This window comes from Nocardia sp. KT25-26 (genome assembly GCF_056627695.1).
This window is the reverse complement of the sequence record NZ_CM152813.1, coordinates 5,466,672-5,486,648: the sequence shown is the minus strand read 5'-3', so window position 1 is coordinate 5,486,648 and position 19,977 is coordinate 5,466,672. Positions and strand designations below refer to the sequence as shown.

Below are 19,977 nucleotides of genomic sequence, written 5' to 3'. Positions count from 1 at the left end.
TCAACTCTCCGAGATCAGCGCGCGGCCGGCCACCTGGCCGTGCGACAGGGCATCCAGGAACGCCCGCGCCCACCGGTCCACATCGTGGGTGAGTACCTGCCGGCGCAAGGAGCGCATCCGGCGGCGCCGGGTGTTGCGATCGTCGTCCAGCGAGCTGGTGATCGCATCCTTGACGCTGTCCAGGTCGTGCGGGTTGCACAGGTACGCCTGCCGCAGCTCGGCCGCCGCACCGGTGAACTCGCTGAGCACCAGGGCGCCGTTCAGGTCGCTGTGTGCGGCCACGTACTCCTTCGCGACCAGGTTCATCCCGTCCCGCAGCGGGGTCACCAGCATGGCGTCCGCGGCGACGAAGAACGCGATCAGCTCGTCGCGGGGGATCGGCCGGTGCAGATAGTGCACCACCGGGTAGCCGACCCGGGCGAACTCGCCGTTGATCCGGCCGACCTGCCGTTCGATATCGCCGCGCATCTCGATATAGCTCTGCACCCGCTCGCGGCTGGGGGTCGCCAGCTGCACCATCGCCGTGTCGGCGGGGTCGATCCGGCCCTCCTGCAGCAGCTCCTCCAGGGCGTTGAGCCGGATATCGATGCCCTTGGTGTAGTCGAGCCGGTCGACACCCAGCAGGATGTGCTTCGGGTCGCCCAGCTCGTGCCGGATCTGTGCGGCCCGGTCGCGCACCGACCGGCGCCGGGACAGCTCGTCCAGGTGCGCCGAGGCGATAGAGATCGGGAACGCGCCCACCCGGACGGTGCGGAACCCGACCTGGACGACACCCAGCTTGGACCGCACGCCGACGGTGCCCCGGGAAGTCGGTTGCCCGGCCAGCCGGCGGGCCAGATACAGGAAGTTCTGCGCGCCGCCCGGCAGGTGGAAGCCGATCAGATCGGCGCCCAGCAGGCCCTCGATGATCTCGGTCCGCCACGGCATCTGCATGAACAGCTCCACCGGCGGGAACGGGATGTGCAGGAAGAAGCCGATGGTGAGATCGGGCCGCAGCATGCGCAGCATCTTCGGCACCAGCTGCAGCTGGTAGTCCTGCACCCAGACGGTGGCGCCCTCGGCGGCCACCTTGGCGGTCGCCTCGGCGAACCGGCGGTTCACTTCGACGTAGGCCGACCACCAGGAACGGTCGTAGACCGGCCGGACGATCACATCGTGATAGAGCGGCCACAGGGTGGCATTGGAGAAGCCCTCGTAGTAATCCGCGACCTCCTGTGCGGTCAGCGGAACGGGGTGCAGCTCCAGGCCGTCCTCGACGATCGGCTCCACGTCGACATCGGGCACCCCGGCCCAGCCGACCCAGGCACCGCGATTGCTGCGCAGTACCGGTTCCAGGGCGGTCACCAGGCCGCCGGGGCTGCGCTTCCATCGGCTGGTGCCGTCCGGAAGCCGCTCCAGGTCCACCGGGAGCCGGTTCGCGACCACCACGAAACCGGATCCGGCGCCGTCGGGTACCCGTTCCGGTGCCTCGTTGCCTTCGGGCGGGGTTGTCGGAGCCTGCTGGTCGATCATCTGGTCCACTCACGCATCCTTTGTGCGCCGCAGGAAGTCGGCACGCTTATGTGGTTGTCGATTCCGCCGATGCGTCGGAGGGCCGCACCGCTGCCCGGCTTACTCGGTACGCGCGCTCGGCCCGATGCCCAGCATCGACAGCAGCATCCGGCACTCGTCGGCGTCCTCCGCATAGGCCGCGACGACACGCTGCGCCTGGCGCGCGGTCTCGTCGGCCAGCGGCTCCAGGTCTTCGATGTCGTTTGCGCTGCTCTTCGCCGCCATATCTCTGTTCCTCCCGGCTGGTGCCACTCGTCGGTTGCGAGTAGTCCATAGTATCTGTCCTGGATGTACGGGGAGTGCACCCACGGGGTCCACCCTGCCTGGGCTGCCTGCGCGGCCCGGGCGGCGCTACGGTGGACCCGCATCGCCATACCGCCCGATTCCGCCGCCGGCATCCGTGACACACCACCGTGCCGGGCCCGGACCGGGCGTATCAATTCTGCCGAAAGGGTCGACATGCCGCTGGCCACAGTGAACGGAATCTCGCTGAACTATCAGGTCAAGGGCGACCCGGCACGCGGTACCGATGTCCCCGGCGGCGGACCGCTGGTGGTGCTGATCATGGGCACCGGTTCGCCCGGGCGGGTCTGGGAACTGCATCAGGTGCCCGCCCTGGTCGCCGCGGGCTACCGGGTGTGCACCTTCGACAACCGGGGTATCGCCCCCTCGGACGAATCCGCCGGCGGGATCACCATCGAGGATCTGGTGGCCGATACCGCCGGGCTGATCGATCACCTCGGTGAGGGACCGGCACTGGTCGCCGGGACCTCGATGGGTGCCCGGGTGGCACAGGAACTCACGCTGGCCCACCCCGACAAGGTCCGCAAGGCCGTGTTCATGGCCGGGCACGGGCGCCTGGACCAGTTCCAGAAGACGCTGTCCGACGGTGAGAACGCCCTCGACGACAGCGGTGTGAAACTGCCGCCCAAGTTCGAGGCCGCCGTGACCGCGGTGATGAACCTGTCCCCGGCAACCATGGCCGACGGCAATGCCGCCCGCGACTGGCTGGACCTGTTCGAGTTCACCGGCGGTCCGGTGACCCCCGGGATCCGGGCGCAGCGGGCCATGGACCACGGCTTCGACCGGATCGCCGCCTACCGGGCCATCACGGTGCCCTGCCTGGCCGTCGGCTTCGCCGACGACCGGATGATTCCGCCGTACCTGTCCCGCGAGGTCGCCGACGCCATTCCCGGCGGGCGGTACCAGGAGGTGCCCGATGCGGGACACTATGGTTATCTGGAACGACCGGAAACCGTCAACAAGATCCTGCTGGATTTCTTCGCAGGGTGAGATTCATCCCGCAGCCGAGGTCCAGGTAACCGCCAACACGTAACGTCTCCCTTGCTAGGGTCGACACAACGCTCGGGGATCTTCCTGCGCCCGCGGTCCGCCAACGGCACCGCTGCGCTGGACGGCCCAGGAGCAGATCCCACAGACAGCGCCAGTATCCAGTGAGGTGAAATGAGCACCAACCCCTTCGACGACGAAGACGGCCGCTTCTTCGTTCTGGTCAACGACGAGGAACAGCACTCCCTCTGGCCGGCCTTTGCCGAGGTCCCGGCCGGCTGGCGGGTCGTATTCGGCGAAGAGAGCCGTGCCGCCTGCGTCGAGTACGTCGAGAAGAACTGGACCGATATGCGTCCGAAGAGCCTGCGCGACGCCATGGCCGCCGACGACGCGGCCCGTCAGGGCGCCCAGTCCTGACGCGGTAACCGATACTGCGCCGGACTCCCCGCGCGGCACCCCCAGCCGGTGCCGCGCGGTGGACGAGCCCGCTATGATGGGCTCTCCTCCGCCTCCTTAGCTCAGTGGTAGAGCACTCGCCTTGTAAGCGAAAGGTCGTCAGTTCAATCCTGACAGGGGGCTCGAAAGGTCCTGACCTGCGATATAGGTCAGGACTTTCTTCGTGTGCCGTGTGCGCGCCGCTGGGACACCGGTAAAGCTACGAAAAGCGCGGATGCCGACCGGTCGGGCAGCCCCCCCCCGGGGCGGTCACCAGCTCCTCGATCGCCGACCACAGCCGGCTGGCCGCTGCGAAGCGGCGTTGTACCAGTTGCGCCTGCATATGGTGTGCGCGGAGGCAGCGTACCCAGCTCAGAGTTGTGCGGTTCAGGAACCGGCAAGCCGGCGACGGGCCCGGCTCAGTGTGACCGCGAAGAACAGGAACAGGGTGGCGGGGACGCCGAGCACGCCGACCCCCAGCAGGGCGGTCAGGTCATGTGCTGCGTTGGCCCCGCTGTGATAGACGAAGGGCGGTGCGCCGATGCTGAGATCGACCAGCCGGGTTCGCGCGGTGATCGTCTCGCCCCGGGTGACTCCGTTCTGGATCCGGACCTCGTGCCCGTCGCCGATCACCCGGCCCACGCCCGCCCGGCTGCCTTGCCCGCCGCCGGTCCCGACGGAACTCTCGGTCACCTCGACCTGCACGGTCTCGCCGTAGCCGAGCGAGTAGGCGAGCGCATTGATCGGCTGGATCGCGAGCATCAGTACGCCGACTGCCAGCACGATTCCCAGCAGCCACGCCATCGCGGTGATGAGTAGACCGGGCCGCTTCGGTGGCTCGGCGCGACCTTGCGCCTGTGCTCGGCGAGCGGCTGCGTCCAGTGATCGAAACACGATATCTCCCCCTCGAACTCGGAATCTTGCCATACCGGCCGCGGATCGGCCGGGTTCGCGGATCAGCGTGGGACCACGCAGACGGTCAACCCATCCGTGAGTCCCGCATTCCGGGCGAACCGGTACACCCAGTTCGGCTGGCACTCGGTGGTCCGGTCGTGCACCTCGGCGATCACGTGGTCGGCAGCGGGATCCGAGCACTCCGACAGCCGTGCCTGCCGGCCGGGGCGGACGTCGGTGACGCAGTCCCCTGGTTCGCCGTAGCCGATGTGGTCGGTAGCGACGGGGCCGCTGCACTGGATGTAGTACAGGCTCGTACTGACGTTGTGATTGACATACATCGATTGGGAGTTGCGGATACCGACGCATCCGTTCGAGCCCGGATCCCGGTAGTCGATACGAATATCCAGGATTCGGGAGTCGGCGTCACGGGAGTCGCAGGCGACGGTCCCGGCCGAGAACCGGGCAAGGCAGTCGCCGACCTCATTGCGGCGGGGGTGGCCCGTCGGGTAGGCCGCGCAGACCACGATGCCGCGGCCGCCGAGCGAACTGTGCCCGAACGCCAGCTGGACATCCGGCTGATCGTCGCAGGGGCGATCGGTGGCCGGGATCTGCGGGTGCAGTTCGGTGCTCAGTACCTGTATCGGATCGGATTCCGTGCACGGCACCCGGATGATCTTCCGCCCGGAATCCGATACGTCTATGCAGTCGCCTTCCTGCAGTGCCCACGGATCAGCGGTCGCTTCCCGCGTGGGTGTCAGGCACAGCACCACATCGTTGTGCTGGGTGTCGCGCTCCGCGCGGGTCGCGGCCTCGTGCTTCGTGCACGCTGAACTCAGCGGCCACTCGATCGCCTCGCGCGCCAGCACCCGATACTCGGCGCCTTCTGCGCTACAAGCCAGTTCGTCGAGCGTCGCCGGGTCCACACAGTCGCCGACCGCGAAGGTGATCGGATCCGGCCGGGTGACGAGATAGGTGGTGACAGCACCTGCCACAGCGAGAAGCACGACACCTGCCAGGGCCGCGAACACCACCGATCGCCTGCGCCGGTCGGGTTCCGTTGCCTGGATCGGGCGAGGGGGCATTGGCGGATAGGCAGTGGGCGGCATCTCCCCCGGAGGCGGGGGCGGGGCGGGCTGCACGGAGACTCCTGAAATCGACTGGCGTAGAACAGGATGGCATCGTCTCCGGATCGAATTGCGTTACCGGCGTTCGAGAATCGCCTTCAACCGCGCCAGATCCTCGGCAGTGGCCCGGCGCATGGCTCGTTCCATGAGCGGTGCGCCGATCTTGGCGAAGCCGGCCGGGGTTCCGGTGTTGCGCAGGGTCATCCGGGTGCCGGTGAGGCGATGCCGGCTTCTGCGGCGGTCGGTCAGAGGATCGGCGCCGGCGAGTACTTCGCCGCCTCCGGGTTCGCGTCCACCAGCTGCTGGACCCGGGTGACGACGCCGTCGACCTGGGCGTCGGCGGCGCCGATGAAGGCCGATTTGTCGGCGAGCGCGGCATCCAGGGCGGCGCGGTCCAGGGGGAGGCGGTCGTCGGCGGCGAGGCGGTCGAGCAGATCGGGCTCGCGGCCCTGCTCGCGCATCGCCAGGGCGACGGCGACGGCGTGTTCCTTGATGACCTCGTGGGCGGCCTCGCGGCCGACACCGGCGCGCACCGCGGCCATCAGGATCCGGGTGGTGGCCAGGAACGGCAGGTAGCGGTTCAGTTCCCGGTCGATCACGGCGGGGTAGGCGCCGAATTCGGCCAGCACGGTCAGGAAGGTCTCCATCATGCCGTCGATGGCGAAGAAGGCGTCCGGCAGCGCGACCCGGCGCACCACCGAGCAGAACACGTCGCCCTCGTTCCACTGCGCGCCGGCCAGTTCGGCGGCCATCGAGGCGTAGCCGCGCAGCACCACCTGGAGGCCGTCGACCCGTTCGCAGGACCGGGTGTTCATCTTGTGCGGCATCGCCGAAGAACCCACCTGGCCGGGCTGGAAGCCCTCGGTCACCAGTTCGTGGCCGGCCATCAGCCGGATGGTGTGCGCGAACGAGGCGGGGCCGGCACCGACCTGGACCAGCGCCGACAGCACGTCGTGATCGAGCGACCGCGGATACACCTGCCCGACGCTGGTGAAAACGTTCGTGAAGCCGAGATGCCCGGCGACCTGGCGTTCCAGGGTGGCCAGCTTCTCCGGGTCGCCGCCGAGCAGGTCCAGCATGTCTTGGGCGGTACCCATCGGGCCCTTGATACCGCGCAGCGGGTAGCGGTCGATGAGTTCGGCCAGCCGGGTCAGCGCGATCAGCAGCTCATCGGCGGCGGAGGCGAACCGTTTGCCGAGCGTCGTGGCCTGGGCCGCGACGTTGTGCGACCGGCCGGCCATCACCAGGGCCCGGTATTCGGCGGCCCGCTCGGCCAGCCGGGCGGCAATGGCGACACCGTGGTCGTAGACGTGCTGCAGGGACAGCCGGATCTGCAGCTGCTCGACATTCTCGGTGAGATCGCGGCTGGTCATGCCCTTGTGCACATGTTCGTGCCCGGCCAGCGCGTTGAACTCCTCGATGCGGGCCTTCACATCGTGGCGGGTGACCCGCTCCCGTTCGGCGATCGAGGCGAGGTCGACCCGGTCGATCACCCGCTCGTAGTCGGCGAGCACGCCCTCGGGGATATCGATACCGAGCTCGGACTGGGCGCGCAGCACCTCCAGCCACAGCCGGCGCTCCAGCACCACCTTGTTCTCGGGCGACCACAGCTGCACCAGTTCCGGGCTGGCGTAGCGGGTGGCGAGGACATTGGGCACGCGCGCGGGTGCGGGGCGGGATTCGGCGGAGGTCACGTCCGGTCAGTTTACCGGCGACCGATCGGCACCGGACTCACGCGGTCTGCTGTGGGACGGCGCAGACCACCGGTTCGGCGGCCCGCGCCGGTGGGGCGACGACGTCGATGATCTCCAGAAGGGCGCCGCGGGCGGTGCCGCGCGGGTCGGCGTCGCCCTCGATCAGGGCGGCCACCACGGCGCCGTCCACCACCGCGACCAGCCGGCGTAACTGTTCGGTGCGGACCCGCCGGTCGGACCGGCACAGTACATCGGCCAGCAGATCCTCCAGCTGGGCGCGCAGGCGTAGCTGCACCTCACGGAGCTCGGGATGCCGGGCCGAGGCGACCGAGCGCTCGTAGCGGGCCAGTAGTCGGCCCCGGCTCTCCTCGTTTGTATCGGCCGCCTCGACGAGCAGGTCGAGGACCAGCTCCACGGTGGCGTCGGCGCCGCGGCGGCGGTGGCTGACCTCGCCGACCCGGCGACGCATCGCATCGAGTTCCAGGGTGCCGCTGAATTCGACCGCCCGGGCGATCAGGTCCTCCAGCGATTCGAAGTAGTACGTGGTGGAGGCCAGGGGGAGATCCGCGCGCGTGGCCACCGATCGATGCCGCACCGCGTCGAAACCACCTTCGAGCAACAGCTCGGCCGCCGCCGCCACCAGTGCTTGGCGACGTCGTTCACCTTTGGGGGTCGTCGCGGTTGTCACCTTGCCATCGTGCCAGTCGTCATCAGTTCATCCGTGCGCAATCGTCATCCGGAAAGCTTCGGGAAAAGCCGGGCTATCTGTGTTCTACCGCATCCACGCCGTCAACGGGTGGGACTCGGCAAAGTTGTTGTGGCACAACATTAGAGGTACCGATCCAGGCGTTCGAGGGCGGCCTCCACATCGGCGGTGGCACCGGCAAAGGAGAAGCGAACGGTCCGGTGCCCGGATTCGGTGTCGAAATCGAGCCCCGGGGCGAGCGCGACCCCGGTCGCGGCGAGGACGTCCGCGCACCAGGCGAGTGAATCCCCGGTCAGGTGGCCGATATCGGCATAGGCGTAGAACGCGCCGTCGGCGGGCGCCAGGTCGGTGATGCCGAGGCGGGGCAGGCCGGTCAGCAGTAGCTCCCGGTTTGCCGCATAGCGGCGGACGTGCCCGTCCAGCTCGGTTTTCGCCTCCGCGCCGAAGGCGTGCTGGGCCGCGTACTGCGAGATCGCCGGTGGGCAGACGGTCATATTGGAGGCCAGCCGTTGCAGCGCCGGTCGCAGATCCGCGGGGGCGAGCATCCAGCCCAGTCGCCAGCCGGTCATCGAGAAGTATTTCGATACCGAGCCGATGACGACCGCAGACCGGGAGAACTCCCAGGCCGATGCGGTGCCGCCGTTCACCTCGGTGTCGGTGTAGCTGATCCCGTGATAGATCTCGTCGGAGATCAACAGGGTGCCGTGCGCATCGCACCACCCGGCCACGGCGGCCAGCTCGTCCGGCGCGATCATGGTGCCGGTCGGGTTCGCCGGGCTGGCGACGATCAGGCCCGCCGGGGGCTCCGGCAGCGCCTCCAGCATGGCGACGGTCGGCTGATAGCGGGTCTGCGGCCCGCAGTCCAGTTCCACCACCCGGCAGCCCAGGGCGGTGAGCGTGTTCCGGTACGCCGGATAGCCCGGCCGCGCCACGACCACGGTGTCGCCCGGATCGAACGCCGCCAGGAAGATCAGCGTGAACGCGCCCGAGGAACCGGTGGTGACCACCACCTCGTCCGGATGCACGTCGTAGCCGTAGGTCTGCCGGTGGTGTTCGGCAATCGTCTCCCGCAGCGAAAGGATGCCGAACGTCTCCGTATAACCGAGCAGCTCCGTCTCGAGGTGGCCCTTCGTGGCGCGCAGCACCGGAGCCGGTGCCTGGGTCGAGGGTTGCCCGGCCGCCAGCACCAGCACGTCACCATGGGTGCGCGAGCGTTCGGCAGCGGCCTTCCAGACATCCATGACGTGGAACGGCGGGATGGTCGAGCGGCGCGATTGTCTGGTCACCGGACAGACGGTAGAGCACCCGTGCGTGAGCCTCCGCGGTTACGCTCGGCACAATGTCGGGGGACAGGTCCAGGGAGGTGCGGTGCCGAGCACCGGGCCGGTGAACATGCACGGGGCAAGGTGGAGCTGACCGATCCGAACCAGGCCGAGGATCCGGACGAGTGCCAGAAGGGCGCCGTCCCGAACTCGGCCGCGCCCGGACCCGGCCGATCCCGCCCCGATGCGACCGACGGCGATCCGGTCGGAAACGGCGTCCGGAATGCGGGCGATCGTGCCCCGGCCGGCACCGACGCGGGTGGCGGCGATGCGCCCGGCGATCGCGACCCGGTGGGCGACGATGCGTGCGGCGGTGATGGTGTACCCGGCAGCTCTGGCGGTGGCGGTGCTGCCGGTGTCGGAGGTCCGGCCGGCGTACGCGACTCGGGCGTCGGCGGTGGGCCCGACTGGGTTCCGACCGCTGCGCGGGGCGATGACGGGGCGGCATGCAGCCGTACCGGCGGCGATCACGACCCCGTGGGCGATGATGCGCGCGGTGATGGTGCGGGCGGCGGGCGGTCCGACGGCGATCGGGTCGGCGGTGTGGGTGGGCGCCGGGAGTCGGTGCGCTCGGCAGCGGGGCGGATGGTCGGGGGGCGGGTGTTCACGGCCGACTGGCGGGAGCAGGTGCTCTCGGGTTCGGGGCCGATGGTGGCTCGATGGCGGGGGTGGGTCGGTCCGGTGGTGCGGCGTGGACGGCGGCGTGCTGTCCGGGCGTGGCGGCAACGGCCGAGTCGGGAACAGCTGGTCACCGGGATGCGCGAGCATCGGGTTCTGCTGGCCGGGGTGCTGGCGGTTGCCGTGTTCGCGGCTGCCGATGTGCGGCTGACCACTCATGTGTCCGGCGCTGAGCCGGTGGTCGGGGAGGCCCGGCGGGTGGCCATCGCCTATCCGCCGGGTGTGCAGACCGATCGGCAGTCGGCGCGCCGGATGCTGGATGCGATCGACGCCGGTGAGCGTCGTCGCGAACAGGCCGTGGTGGCGGCCGCCGCCCGCGCCACCCTGGAGCGGGCCAAAGCCGAGGCCCGGGCGGCAGCCTCGGGGGAACAGCAGCCGTGGATGGGGAGTACCCCGCCGCCCGCGCCCGGGGCGACCCCGCCGGGGCGGCCGCCGGGCGCGATCCCGGGCGGTGGCTTCTCCCTGCCCGCAATCGGCGTATTCACCTCCGGCTTCGGTTCCCGGTGGGGCACCTTCCACCGCGGTATCGATATTGCCGCGCCGATCGGCAGTCCGATCTATGCGGTGGCCGACGGGACGGTGGTCGACGCCGGTCCCGCACAGGGCTTCGGGCTGTGGGTGCGGATCCGGCATGATGACGGGACGGTCAGCGTGTACGGCCACATGTACGACTTCTTCGTCTCGGTCGGGGAGCGGGTCCCGGCCGGAATGCAGATCGCCCGGATCGGCAACCGCGGTGACTCCACCGGGCCGCACCTGCACTTCGAAGTGATCCAGCACGGCCGGCACGTCGATCCGGCCGCCTGGCTGGCGTTGCACGGCCTGCGGCTCGATTAGGCAGGCCGGGGCGAGAACGTCAGGACGGGATCGTGACCGCGGTGGCGCCGATATCGGTACGGAAGTGGCTACCGGGCAGCTTGATCTTCGCCAGCCGTGCGTAGGCCCGTTCCCGGGCCTCGGCCAGGTCGGCGCCGGTGCCGACCACATTGAGCACCCGGCCGCCCGCCGAGACGAGCTCGCCGTCCGCACCGAGTGCGGTGCCCGCGTGCAGCACCAGGGTGTTCTCCTCGGCGGCGCTGTCACCGGCGCCGGTGATCACATCGCCCAGGCGGGGCCGGGCCGGGTAGTTCTCGGCGGCGAGCACCACGGTGATCGCCGAGCCGTCCTTCCAGCGCGGCGCCTCGATCTCGGCCAGCCGGCCGGTGGCGGTGGCGTGCAGGAGCTCGGCGAACGGGCTGTCCAGCAGTGCCAGCACTGCCTGCGTCTCCGGGTCGCCGAACCGGCAGTTGAATTCCACCACGGCGGGCCCGGCCGAACCGATCGCCAGACCTGCGTACAGCAGGCCGGAGAAGCTGCTGCCGCGCCGCACCAGTTCGGCGGCCACCGGCTGCACCACATCCTCGACGATTGCGGTCACGGTCTCCTCGGGCAGCCACGGCAGCGGCGTGTAGGCGCCCATACCGCCGGTATTGGGACCGCTGTCGCCGTCGCCGACCCGCTTGTGGTCCTGGGCGGGCAGCAGCGGGACCACGGTCTCGCCGTCCACCAGGCAGAACAGCGACACCTCGGGGCCGTCCAGGAAGGACTCCAGCAGCACCGGGTGGCCCTGCTCCAGCAGTTCGGCACCGTGGTCGCGCGCGGCGCGCCGGTCCGCGGTGACCACCACGCCCTTACCGGCGGCCAGGCCGTCGTCCTTGACCACCCAGGTCGGGCCGAAGCGGTCGAGCGCGGCATCGAGGTCGGCCGGGTTGTCGACCACTTCGCTGTGCGCGGTGCGCACCCCGGCGGCGGCCATCACATCCTTGGCGAACGCCTTGGATCCCTCGATCCGGGCGGCGTCCGCGGACGGGCCGAAGCAGGCGATACCGGCCGCGCGCACCGCGTCGGCGATCCCCAGGACCAGCGGCACCTCGGGGCCGATCACGACCAGATCGGCCGCCGTCTCCCGGGCCAGTGCCACCACGGCCTCGGCCGAGCACGGGTCCACCTGATGTAGCTGTGCGTACTGACCGATTCCCGGATTACCCGGCGCCGCGTGCACCGCGGTGACGGCAGGGTCCCGGCGCAGGGCCAGGACGAGGGCATGTTCACGGGCTCCGGAACCGATGACGAGTACGCGCACGCAAACAGGGTAGATGACGGCACCCGGCCGGCTGCCGCGGCAGGTGACAGCGGTTATCGATCGTTCATCCCACGTCCACCTGCGTCCGTGGGGGATGATGGAGAATCAGCGTGGCCACCCGCCGCGCTCAACCGGCGCCGACCGTGAAAGGTGTGTGCGAGCAATGGGTTTGATGGACGGGTTGATGGGCAATGCGGGCAAGATCGATCCCGCGGCCGCTCAGCAGGAGTACGCCAAACTGTTCGGCAACGGCGAGCAGGTGTATGCCGCCTACGTGCTGGTCCGCGATGCGATCATCTTCACCAACCGTCGGCTGATCCTGATCGACAAGCAGGGGATGACCGGGCGGAAGGTGTGCTACGAGAGCGTCCCGTACCGGGCCATCTCGCATTTCTCGGTGGAGACCGCCGGGCATTTCGATCTGGATGCCGAGCTGGTGGTCTTCGTCGGCGGTGGTTACGAGGCGATCCGCAAGCGGTTCAGTCGGGGTGTGGACATCTATGAAGTACAGGGAATGCTCTCCCATTTCACCTCGCTGTGAGCCGGTAGGCTCGGCCCATGGCTTCCGTCTTCAGTGCGATCATCGCCGGTGAGCTGCCGGGCCGCTTCGTCTGGCAGGACGACGAGTTCGTCGGCTTCCTTACCATCGGACCGGTCACCCAGGGGCACACCCTGGTGGTGCCGCGGGCCGAGATCGACCAGTGGCAGGACGTCGACCCGGCGGTGATGGCCCGCATGATGGATGTGGCGCAGAAGATCGGGCAGGCCGTGCGCAAGGCGTTCGACGCCCCGCGCGCGGGCCTGCTGATCGCCGGCCTCGAGGTGCCGCACCTGCATACCCACGTCTTCCCGGCCTACACCATGGGCGATTTCGACATCTCCAAGGCCGATCCGAACCCGAGCCCGGAATCGCTCGACGAGGCACAGGCGAAGATCCGCACCGCCCTGCAGGAACTGGGTCACGGGGCGAACGTCCCCGCCTGATCCGGCTCCCGGATACCGTTGGGCGGTGGATCCCTACACGATTTTCGCCGACATCATCGCGGGCCGTGCGCCGTCGTCGATGGTCTACACCGATGACGATGTGGTCGCGTTCATGGACATCCGGCCGATGACGCCGGGGCATCTGCTGGTGGTGCCCCGGGAACCGGCCCGGAGCCTGGCCGAACTCGATCCGGCAGTCGGCGGCAAGCTGTTCCAGGTGGGGCAGCGGCTGGCCGGAGCGCTCCGGGAGAGCGAGGTCGCCGCGCACGGGGTCAACTTCTTCCTGGCCGACGGGGTGACCGCCGGTCAGGAGGTATTCCACGTGCATCTACATGTCATTCCGCGCACCCCGGGCGACGGGTTCGGACTGCGTGGCCGTCCGACCGCACCCGCCCGGGCGGATCTGGATTATCTGGCCGGATCGATCCGTGGAGCGCTCACCCGGGCCGGATGATTTCCGGCCGACCAGCCGGTTTGCCGACAAAACGCCCGAAACGCCCATTGCTTCGTTCTGCTCCCGATCTGCGTTACCTTGGAATCTTCTGACATGGGGTAACGGAGGGTGGGTCGTGCGTCGTACAAGTGTTGCTGCTGCAGTGCTGGCAATCGCCATTGCCTTGTTCGTCCCGGGGGTGATGCAGCCCGCTCCCGCCGCCGCGGCGGAGATCGTCGGATCCCGGGAACTCAGCCCGACCCGTACGGCGATCACCGTGTTCTCCCCGGCGATGAACCGCCCGATCGACCTACAGGTCCTGCATCCGGCCGGTGGCGGCGCCCGGCCCACCTACTACCTGCTCGACGGGCTCGATCCCGGAATCGAGCAGAGCACCTGGACCAATGCCACCAAGGTGGAGTCCTTCTTCCGGACCAAGAACGTGAACGTGGTGCTGCCGCTGGGTGGCCGGGTGAGTTACTACACCGACTGGATCGCCGACGATGCCCGGTACGGCACCTACAAGTGGGAGACCTTCCTGACCCGCGAGCTGCCGCCGTTGATCGATGCCCGGTTCGGCGGCAACGGGGTGAACGGAATCGGGGGTCTGTCCATGGGCGGTACCTCGGCCTATGTCCTGGCCGCCCGAAACCCGCACCTGTACCGGGCGGTTGCCGCATACAGCGGCTGCCCCGACCTCGGGATGGCAGCCGGTGCGATGACCTTCTCCATCGCCAGCCGCGGCGGTAACCCGGCCAATATGTGGGGCGCGCCCGGCAGCCCGGAGTGGGCCGCACACGACCCCGCCCGGATGCTCGGCAATCTGCGCGGCAAGGCGCTGTACCTGTCCACCGGTACCGGTGTCCCCGGGCCACACGAGGCGGAACTCAAGCCACAGCTCGCCGAGAACATCTTCTTCGGCGGCCCGATCGAAGCGGGCGTCAATATCTGCACGGTCTCCTTCGAACAGCAGCTGCGCGGCGCCGGCATCCCGGCCCGGATCGACTACCGCCCGGTGGGTACCCACTCCTGGTCCTACTGGGGTGAGGCGCTGCGCTCGTCCTGGCCCACTATCGGGCCCGCGCTCGGCGCCTGAACGTAGTCGCGGCAGTCCGCGTCCGGGGTGCTGGTGCCTGACCGGAGTCGGCAGCTCGGCCGCCCCTGGGCGGGATACGCCGCCCAGCCCTCCGCCGGGGGACTATTCGTAAACCGCTCATAGGCGGGCGGTTCGGGAAACGGGTGCCTGTTGCCCCGAATGTTCGGCGTCGTCGGTCGCTACCTGTATCGGCTGTCCGAGCCGGTCGGCGGTAGCTCGGTTTCCGGTTCGGGTGCAGGTGCAAGGTTCCGGGCACGGCCCCGGGGCGACATTCCCGGGCGCGGTCCCGCGCGGGTGGATGCGCGGCACGGTTACGGTGGACCGCATGGCTGGCGACAATGGTGGGTCGGTGCAAGCGCCGATCGCGAAGAAGGTACCCACCGAGCGGGTGCACCACGGCGATGTATTCGTCGACGACTACGAATGGCTGCGGGAATCCGGCGACCCGGAGGTGATCGGGTACCTGGAGGCGGAGAACGCCTACACCGAGGCTCGCACCGAGCATCTGCGCCCGCTCCGGGACAAGATCTTCGACGAGATCAAGGCCCGTACCCAGGAGACGGACCTGTCGGTGCCGACCCGGCTGGGCGACTACTGGTACTACTCGCGCAGCTTCGAGGGCAAACAGTACGGAGTGCACTGCCGCTGCCCGATCGACGCGGCGGCCGAAGGCATCGATGCCTGGACCCCGCCGAAGCTGGAGGCGGATGCGGAGATCCCCGGCGAAGAGGTGCTGCTGGACAGCAACGAGCTGGCCGCCGGGCACGACTTCTTCGCCCTCGGCGCCTTCTCGATCAGCCACGACGGGTCGATGCTGGCCTATTCGGTCGACACCGCCGGCAACGAGCGCTATACGCTGCGGTTCAAGAATCTGCGCACCGGTGAACTGCTCGCCGACGAGGTGCCGGGCACCGCGCCGGGCGCAACCTGGTCGCTGACCGGGACGCACATCTTCTACCAGACCGTCGACGAGTCGTGGCGGCCCGACACCGTGTGGCGGCACCGGATCGGCACCGGTAAGGACGACGACGTCAAGGTCTTCCACGAGCCGGACGAGCGGTACTGGGTCAGCATCGGGGCCACCCGGTCGGAGAAGTACCTGATGATCTGGCTCGGTTCCAAGATCACCACCGAGGGCTGGATCCTGGAGTCCGACGATCCGGAGGGCGAGTTCCGGGTGCTGCTGCCGCGCCGCGAGGGCGTGGAGTACGCCGCCGAGCATGCTGTGATCGGCGGGGCCGACAAGTTCCTGATCCTGCACAACGACGTCGTCGACGGAGTCAAGGCGGAGAACTTCGTGCTCGCCGAGGCGCCGGTGGACGACCCGGCGGATATGACGGTCCTGATCGGGCACCGCGAGAACGTCCGGCTGGAGGACGTCGATGCGTTCGCCGACCACCTGGTCCTCGGTTACCGGCGGGACGCGCTGACCCGGCTGGCGGTCTGGCCGCTGACCGCGGACGGCTACGGCGAACTGAAGGAACTCGAATTCGATCTGGAGCTGTATGCGGTCGGTGCCGGTTCCAGCCCCGAATGGCGGCAGCCGACCCTGCGGATCGGACTGACCTCGTTCATCACCCCGATGCAGGTGTTCGACTACGTTCCGGCCACCGGTGAGCTGCTGCTGCGAAAGGAGCAGCCGGTGCTCGGCGGCTATGATCCGGCCGACTACGAGCAGCATCGCCGCTGGGCGGTGGCCGCGGACGGCACCCGGATCCCGATCTCGCTGATCCAGCGCCGCACCGCCGACCGAGCGGAACCGAAGCCGCTGTTGCTCTACGGCTACGGGTCCTACGAGGCCAGCGTGGACCCGGCGTTCTCGGTGTCGCGGCTGTCGCTGCTGGACCGGGGTGTGGTGTTCGCGGTGGCGCATGTGCGCGGCGGCGGCGAGATGGGCCGGCTCTGGTACGAGCACGGCAAGACCCTGTCGAAGAAGAACACCTTCACCGATTTCGTCGCCTGCGCCCAGCATCTGGTGGACACCGGGGTGACCGCTCCGGACCGGATGGTCGCCGACGGCGGCAGCGCGGGCGGGCTGCTGATGGGCGCGGTTGCGAACCTGGCGCCGCAGTTGTTCACCGGCATCCTCGCCAACGTGCCGTTCGTGGACCCGCTGACCTCGATCCTGGATCCGTCGCTGCCGCTCACCGTGATCGAATGGGACGAGTGGGGTAACCCGCTCGCCGATGCCGACGTGTACGCCTACATGAAGTCGTATGCGCCGTACGAGAACGTGACGGCGCAGGACTATCCGGCGATCCTGGCGATCACCAGCCTCAACGACACCCGGGTGCTGTACGTGGAGCCGGCCAAATGGGTGGCGAAGCTGCGGGCGACGAAGACCGGCGACAGTGAGCTGCTGCTCAAGACCGAGATGAGCGCCGGCCACGGCGGTGTCAGCGGGCGTTACGAGAAGTGGAAGGAAGTGGCGTTCGAATTCGCCTGGGTGCTGGACAAAGTGGCTGCCGACACCCTCTGATCCCGGTGTTCGCCGCGGTGTCATCGCCGCTGCACGTCGATGACACCTGCGGCTGGGACCGTTGGTCCATGAGCGCAGAGTTGATCGTGTCGGTATCGGGGGTCCGGGACACCACTCGCGAGGCGGCGGTGGATTTCGCCGCGGAGATGGAGCGGCGGAACGTGCGGCTCTCGCTGCTGGTCGCGCCCCGGTTGAAGGGGAAATACCGGCTCGTCGAGGATCCGCTGACGCAGGCCTGGCTGCGGGAACGCCGGGCGCGGGGCGATGCCATCGTGCTGCACGGCTACGACCAGGCGGCCACCAAGCGCCGCCGCGCCGAATTCGCCGCCCTGCCCCGGCACGAGGCCAGGTTGCGCCTCACCGCCGCCGACCGGGTGCTGGAGGGGGTCCGGCTGCGCACTCGCCTGTTCGCCGCGCCGCGGTGGAACGCTTCGGCCGGTGCGATCGAAGCACTGCCCGAGGTGGGGTTCCGGCTCTCGCTCGGGCTGACCGGCATGCTGGATCTGGAGAACGACATCGTCCAGCGGGCCCGGGTGTACGGAATCGGCGAGGGATTCCGGGCCGAGCCGTGGTGGTGCCGGGCGCTGGTGATGGGCGCGGCGCGGACGGCGCGCCGGGGTGGGGTGCTGCGGCTCGCGGTCTCGGCGGCACAGCTGCAACGGCCGGGTCCGCGTCAGGCGATGCTCGATGCGGTGGATCTCGCGCTGTACCACGGTGCGCGCAGCGATGTGTACCGCTGGGAGCCGATCACGCTTCCCCGGGCGGCGTGACCCGGTCGGAGCAGAGTCAGTCCCGGTCCAGGTCGGCGAGCCGGGCGAGGGTATCGATCAGTTCCCGATAGCGAGCGGCGCCGAGCGCTTCTCGGGCCCGGGTCTCGGCGGCGGTCTCGGTTGCCCGGACCGCCTTGACCAGCCGATCGCCGATATTGCTCAGGCCGATCAGGACCCGGCGCCGGTCGTCCTCGGCGGCCAGCCGGAAGATCAGGCCCCGTTCGGCCAGGGCATCGGCGTGCCGGGTGGCCGAGGAGGGTGCGAGCCGGGCGCGCCGGGCCAGCTCGGACATGGTGATCCCGGATTCGGTGGACATATGCGTCAGCATTGCCCACTGATCAGCTGTGATGTTGTGCTCGGCCAGGGCGGTATCGAGCTGTTCCACCCAGCTGCGTTCGGCGGCCCGAAGTGCGCCGTGCAGCGTGACCGCGGCGTCTACACTGGTTCTCAATTGCTTCCCGCCTACCAGAACCTCCGCCGAACATTGCTGTTCGGGTCGACGATAGAGTACCCAATGCCCAATTTCTCGCCGAAGCAGGTGGGCGCCAACCCCGACGGCACGTTGGAGGTGCTGGCCATCGTACCCGCCCACGGCCCCGGCGGATTGGTGGCACCGTCGTGTTCCGCCGCGATCGGTTTGGCGGCGGACGAATTGAACGCGGAATCGGGCATCCTCGGCCGTGAAGTGCGAATCACCGCAATCGACGGTGGATCCGAGCCCGAGGAGGTGGCGGCCGAGGTTTCGGCGCTGCTGGCGACCGGTTTGGTGGATGCGATCACCGGATGGCACACCTCCGCGGTGCGCCGTGCGGTCGCCCGGGCGGCGGCCGGCCGGGTGCCGTATCTGTACGCGGCCTGCCACGAGGGCCTCCGGGACGAGCAGCCCGGGGTGCTGATGATCGGCGAACATCCGGGCGGGCAGACCGTGCCCGCCGCCCGCTGGATGGCGCGGGAACTGGGGGTGCACCGCTGGGCGGTCATCGGCAACGACTATCTGTGGCCCCGGGAATCGGCGGCCGTGCTCCGGCGCGAGCTGACCGGTCCGGACCGGATCGTGCTGGAGCACTATGTGCCGCTGGGCACCCGCGACTTCACCGATTTCCTCACCCACCCGGCGCTGGACCGGGCCGACGGGGTGTTGATCCTGATGGTGGGCGCCGATGTAGCGCGGTTCAACCGGCAGTTCGCCGCCACCGGCCGGTCCGCCACCCAGCCCCGGCTCAGTCCCGCCGTCGACGAGAACGTCCTGCTGGCCGGTGGACCGGCGGCCAACGAGAACCTCTATGCCGCATCCGGGTACTTCCTCGATGCCCGCGACCATGACGATCGGGACCGGTTGTCCCGCTACCGAACCCGATACGGCGCCTTCGCGCCGGCGCTGACGACCTTCAGCAACGCCACCTACGAGGCGATTCACACCCTGGGCGCCCTGGCCCACCGGACCGGCTCGCTGGATGTGCCGCGAATGCACCGTGCCCTCGCCGACGGCGCGGTGCTGGATGTGCACGGCACCCCGCGCGGCTTCCTCGGAAATCAGGCCGTGCAACGCGGCCGACTGGCCCGCGCCGACGGCGTCGACTTCGATATCGTCGCCGAGCTTTAGCCGGTGGCCCGCAGCTCGGCGCCGGCTCAGGCAGCGGTGCGGCGGGCCAGCAGGATTCGGGCGGCGAGGTAGCCGGCCGCGGTCAGCCCGGTGCACCACAGCACTGCGAGCAGCGCGCTGTCGCCGGCCGGGGCATCCATCAGCAGCGCGCGAAGCGTTTCGATGATCGGTGTCACCGGCTGGTGTTCCGCGAAGCTGTGCAGGACGGCGGGCATCGTCGAGGTCGGCACGAAGGCGCTGCTGACGTAGGGCAGGAACATGAAGATGAAGCTGACCCCGTTGGCGGCCTCCGGGTTCCGGGTGAGCAGGCCGAAGGCGGTGGCGAGCCAGGAGACGGCCAGCACGAACAGGGCCACCGTCCCGAATACGCCCAGCCAGCGCAGCGGGTCGGTGGTGGGCCGGAAGCCGAGCCCGACGGCGGTGGCGACCACCAGCCCGGTGGTGATCAGATTGCGGACCAGGCTGGTCGCCACATGTCCGGTGAGGACGGTCGTCCGGCCGATATCCATGGTGCGGAACCGGTCGACGATGCCTTCGGCCATATCGGTGCATACCGAGACTGCGGTGGTGGCCGCACCGAAACCCGCGCACAGCAGCAGGATGCCGGGCACCACATAGTCGATGTAGGTCCCGCCGCCGACCTCGAGGGCGCCGCCGAATACGTAGACGAACAGCAGCAGGATCATGATCGGCAGAGCGAGGGTGACGATCATGGTGTCCGGACTGCGCAGGGTATGCCGGAGATTGCGGTCCAGCAGGGCAATGGCGTCGGTGACGGTGTGGGTGGTCATGG

The 19,977-nt window shown here is 69.2% G+C and carries 21 protein-coding genes and 1 tRNA gene; 11 read left to right on the top strand and 11 right to left on the bottom strand.

The window, feature by feature from the left end; all coding sequences use genetic code 11:
* Together AC1HFH_RS24820 and AC1HFH_RS24815 are read right to left on the bottom strand one after the other, a co-directional pair.
* On the bottom strand, positions 1-1,512 hold the full coding sequence (locus tag AC1HFH_RS24820; RefSeq protein ID WP_480247969.1) for an alpha,alpha-trehalose-phosphate synthase (UDP-forming): 1,512 nt from the start codon (positions 1,510-1,512) through the stop codon (positions 1-3).
* A gap of 99 nt (positions 1,513-1,611) precedes the next feature.
* Positions 1,612-1,776, bottom strand: a complete 165-nt coding sequence (locus AC1HFH_RS24815) for a hypothetical protein (RefSeq protein ID WP_480245192.1) — start codon at positions 1,774-1,776, stop codon at positions 1,612-1,614.
* A 234-nt stretch (positions 1,777-2,010) separates the two neighbouring features.
* Here AC1HFH_RS24815 and AC1HFH_RS24810 point away from each other — a divergent pair, with 234 nt between their 5' ends.
* The 3 genes from AC1HFH_RS24810 (at position 2,011) to AC1HFH_RS24800 (ending at position 3,420) form a co-directional block, all read left to right on the top strand.
* Positions 2,011-2,844: an alpha/beta fold hydrolase gene (locus AC1HFH_RS24810; protein WP_480245191.1), complete on the top strand. Its 834-nt coding sequence runs from the start codon at positions 2,011-2,013 to the stop codon at positions 2,842-2,844.
* 171 nt (positions 2,845-3,015) lie between these two features.
* The gene (locus tag AC1HFH_RS24805; RefSeq protein ID WP_067875298.1) at positions 3,016-3,258 is read left to right on the top strand and encodes an MbtH family protein; all 243 of its coding nucleotides are present in this window, start codon (positions 3,016-3,018) and stop codon (positions 3,256-3,258) included.
* A gap of 90 nt (positions 3,259-3,348) precedes the next feature.
* Positions 3,349-3,420: transfer RNA gene (locus AC1HFH_RS24800), tRNA-Thr, on the top strand.
* Between the two features lie 243 nt (positions 3,421-3,663).
* Here the strand turns inward: AC1HFH_RS24800 and AC1HFH_RS24795 are convergent.
* The 6 genes from AC1HFH_RS24795 to AC1HFH_RS24770 all read right to left on the bottom strand — a co-directional run bounded on the left by AC1HFH_RS24795 (position 3,664) and on the right by AC1HFH_RS24770 (position 8,983).
* Positions 3,664-4,170, bottom strand: a complete 507-nt coding sequence (locus AC1HFH_RS24795; RefSeq protein WP_480245190.1) for a hypothetical protein — start codon at positions 4,168-4,170, stop codon at positions 3,664-3,666.
* A 62-nt stretch (positions 4,171-4,232) separates the two neighbouring features.
* Entirely contained in the window at positions 4,233-5,177 is a 945-nt protein-coding gene (locus tag AC1HFH_RS24790; RefSeq protein ID WP_480245189.1) for a hypothetical protein, read from the bottom strand.
* Between the two features lie 195 nt (positions 5,178-5,372).
* Positions 5,373-5,501, bottom strand: coding sequence for a hypothetical protein (locus tag AC1HFH_RS24785; protein ID WP_480245188.1), 129 nt, complete (start codon positions 5,499-5,501; stop codon positions 5,373-5,375).
* Between the two features lie 41 nt (positions 5,502-5,542).
* A complete protein-coding gene (gene purB / locus AC1HFH_RS24780) occupies positions 5,543-6,991 on the bottom strand; it encodes an adenylosuccinate lyase (RefSeq protein WP_480245187.1) in 1,449 nt (482 codons plus the stop codon).
* Positions 6,992-7,028: 37 nt separating this feature from the next.
* Complete coding sequence (locus tag AC1HFH_RS24775; protein WP_480245186.1) at positions 7,029-7,679, bottom strand: TetR/AcrR family transcriptional regulator; 651 nt, start codon at positions 7,677-7,679, stop codon at positions 7,029-7,031.
* Between the two features lie 140 nt (positions 7,680-7,819).
* Positions 7,820-8,983, bottom strand: a complete 1,164-nt coding sequence (locus AC1HFH_RS24770; RefSeq protein WP_480245185.1) for a pyridoxal phosphate-dependent aminotransferase — start codon at positions 8,981-8,983, stop codon at positions 7,820-7,822.
* A 684-nt stretch (positions 8,984-9,667) separates the two neighbouring features.
* Between AC1HFH_RS24770 and AC1HFH_RS24765 the strand changes: the two genes are divergently transcribed.
* Positions 9,668-10,534 carry a M23 family metallopeptidase gene (locus tag AC1HFH_RS24765; protein ID WP_480247968.1) on the top strand — a complete coding sequence of 289 codons (867 nt, stop codon included), beginning with the start codon at positions 9,668-9,670 and terminating at the stop codon, positions 10,532-10,534.
* Positions 10,535-10,553: 19 nt separating this feature from the next.
* Here AC1HFH_RS24765 and purD read toward each other — a convergent pair whose 3' ends face one another.
* Complete coding sequence (gene purD, locus AC1HFH_RS24760) at positions 10,554-11,819, bottom strand: phosphoribosylamine--glycine ligase (RefSeq protein WP_480245184.1); 1,266 nt, start codon at positions 11,817-11,819, stop codon at positions 10,554-10,556.
* 163 nt (positions 11,820-11,982) lie between these two features.
* Here purD and AC1HFH_RS24755 point away from each other — a divergent pair, with 163 nt between their 5' ends.
* The 6 genes from AC1HFH_RS24755 to AC1HFH_RS24730 all read left to right on the top strand — a co-directional run bounded on the left by AC1HFH_RS24755 (position 11,983) and on the right by AC1HFH_RS24730 (position 17,581).
* Positions 11,983-12,360, top strand: coding sequence for a PH domain-containing protein (locus AC1HFH_RS24755; protein ID WP_480245183.1), 378 nt, complete (start codon positions 11,983-11,985; stop codon positions 12,358-12,360).
* A 17-nt stretch (positions 12,361-12,377) separates the two neighbouring features.
* Positions 12,378-12,803 (top strand): HIT family protein, encoded by a 426-nt coding sequence (locus AC1HFH_RS24750; RefSeq protein WP_480245182.1) that lies wholly within the window; start codon positions 12,378-12,380, stop codon positions 12,801-12,803.
* 25 nt (positions 12,804-12,828) lie between these two features.
* Positions 12,829-13,257 carry an HIT family protein gene (locus tag AC1HFH_RS24745; RefSeq protein ID WP_480245181.1) on the top strand — a complete coding sequence of 143 codons (429 nt, stop codon included), beginning with the start codon at positions 12,829-12,831 and terminating at the stop codon, positions 13,255-13,257.
* Positions 13,258-13,372: 115 nt separating this feature from the next.
* Positions 13,373-14,332 carry an alpha/beta hydrolase gene (locus tag AC1HFH_RS24740; protein ID WP_480245180.1) on the top strand — a complete coding sequence of 320 codons (960 nt, stop codon included), beginning with the start codon at positions 13,373-13,375 and terminating at the stop codon, positions 14,330-14,332.
* A gap of 325 nt (positions 14,333-14,657) precedes the next feature.
* Complete coding sequence (locus AC1HFH_RS24735) at positions 14,658-16,811, top strand: S9 family peptidase (RefSeq protein ID WP_480245179.1); 2,154 nt, start codon at positions 14,658-14,660, stop codon at positions 16,809-16,811.
* A 68-nt stretch (positions 16,812-16,879) separates the two neighbouring features.
* Positions 16,880-17,581, top strand: a complete 702-nt coding sequence (locus AC1HFH_RS24730) for a DUF2334 domain-containing protein (protein ID WP_480245178.1) — start codon at positions 16,880-16,882, stop codon at positions 17,579-17,581.
* A 16-nt stretch (positions 17,582-17,597) separates the two neighbouring features.
* On the opposite strand, the gene AC1HFH_RS24725 is transcribed toward AC1HFH_RS24730, so the two are convergent.
* Entirely contained in the window at positions 17,598-18,032 is a 435-nt protein-coding gene (locus AC1HFH_RS24725; RefSeq protein ID WP_480245177.1) for a MarR family winged helix-turn-helix transcriptional regulator, read from the bottom strand.
* Positions 18,033-18,095: 63 nt separating this feature from the next.
* Here AC1HFH_RS24725 and AC1HFH_RS24720 point away from each other — a divergent pair, with 63 nt between their 5' ends.
* Positions 18,096-19,184, top strand: coding sequence for a substrate-binding domain-containing protein (locus AC1HFH_RS24720; RefSeq protein WP_480245176.1), 1,089 nt, complete (start codon positions 18,096-18,098; stop codon positions 19,182-19,184).
* 26 nt (positions 19,185-19,210) lie between these two features.
* Here the strand turns inward: AC1HFH_RS24720 and AC1HFH_RS24715 are convergent, their stop codons facing one another.
* Positions 19,211-19,975 (bottom strand): ABC transporter permease, encoded by a 765-nt coding sequence (locus AC1HFH_RS24715; protein ID WP_480245175.1) that lies wholly within the window; start codon positions 19,973-19,975, stop codon positions 19,211-19,213.
* Between the last annotated feature and the right edge of the window lie 2 nt (positions 19,976-19,977).

Excerpts from the sequence above, each read along its gene's own strand:
- AC1HFH_RS24820 (WP_480247969.1), bottom strand. The coding sequence starts at position 1,512 with ATGATCGACCAGCAGGCTCCGACAACCCCGCCCGAAGGCAACGAGGCA.
- AC1HFH_RS24815 (WP_480245192.1), bottom strand. The coding sequence starts at position 1,776 with ATGGCGGCGAAGAGCAGCGCAAACGACATCGAAGACCTGGAGCCGCTG.
- AC1HFH_RS24810 (WP_480245191.1), top strand. The coding sequence starts at position 2,011 with ATGCCGCTGGCCACAGTGAACGGAATCTCGCTGAACTATCAGGTCAAG.
- AC1HFH_RS24805 (WP_067875298.1), top strand. The coding sequence starts at position 3,016 with ATGAGCACCAACCCCTTCGACGACGAAGACGGCCGCTTCTTCGTTCTG.
- AC1HFH_RS24785 (WP_480245188.1), bottom strand. The coding sequence starts at position 5,501 with ATGACCCTGCGCAACACCGGAACCCCGGCCGGCTTCGCCAAGATCGGC.
- AC1HFH_RS24765 (WP_480247968.1), top strand. The coding sequence starts at position 9,668 with ATGGTGGCTCGATGGCGGGGGTGGGTCGGTCCGGTGGTGCGGCGTGGA.
- AC1HFH_RS24755 (WP_480245183.1), top strand. The coding sequence starts at position 11,983 with ATGGGTTTGATGGACGGGTTGATGGGCAATGCGGGCAAGATCGATCCC.
- AC1HFH_RS24750 (WP_480245182.1), top strand. The coding sequence starts at position 12,378 with ATGGCTTCCGTCTTCAGTGCGATCATCGCCGGTGAGCTGCCGGGCCGC.
- AC1HFH_RS24735 (WP_480245179.1), top strand. The coding sequence starts at position 14,658 with ATGGCTGGCGACAATGGTGGGTCGGTGCAAGCGCCGATCGCGAAGAAG.
- AC1HFH_RS24730 (WP_480245178.1), top strand. The coding sequence starts at position 16,880 with ATGAGCGCAGAGTTGATCGTGTCGGTATCGGGGGTCCGGGACACCACT.
- AC1HFH_RS24720 (WP_480245176.1), top strand. The coding sequence starts at position 18,096 with ATGCCCAATTTCTCGCCGAAGCAGGTGGGCGCCAACCCCGACGGCACG.
- AC1HFH_RS24715 (WP_480245175.1), bottom strand. The coding sequence starts at position 19,975 with ATGACCACCCACACCGTCACCGACGCCATTGCCCTGCTGGACCGCAAT.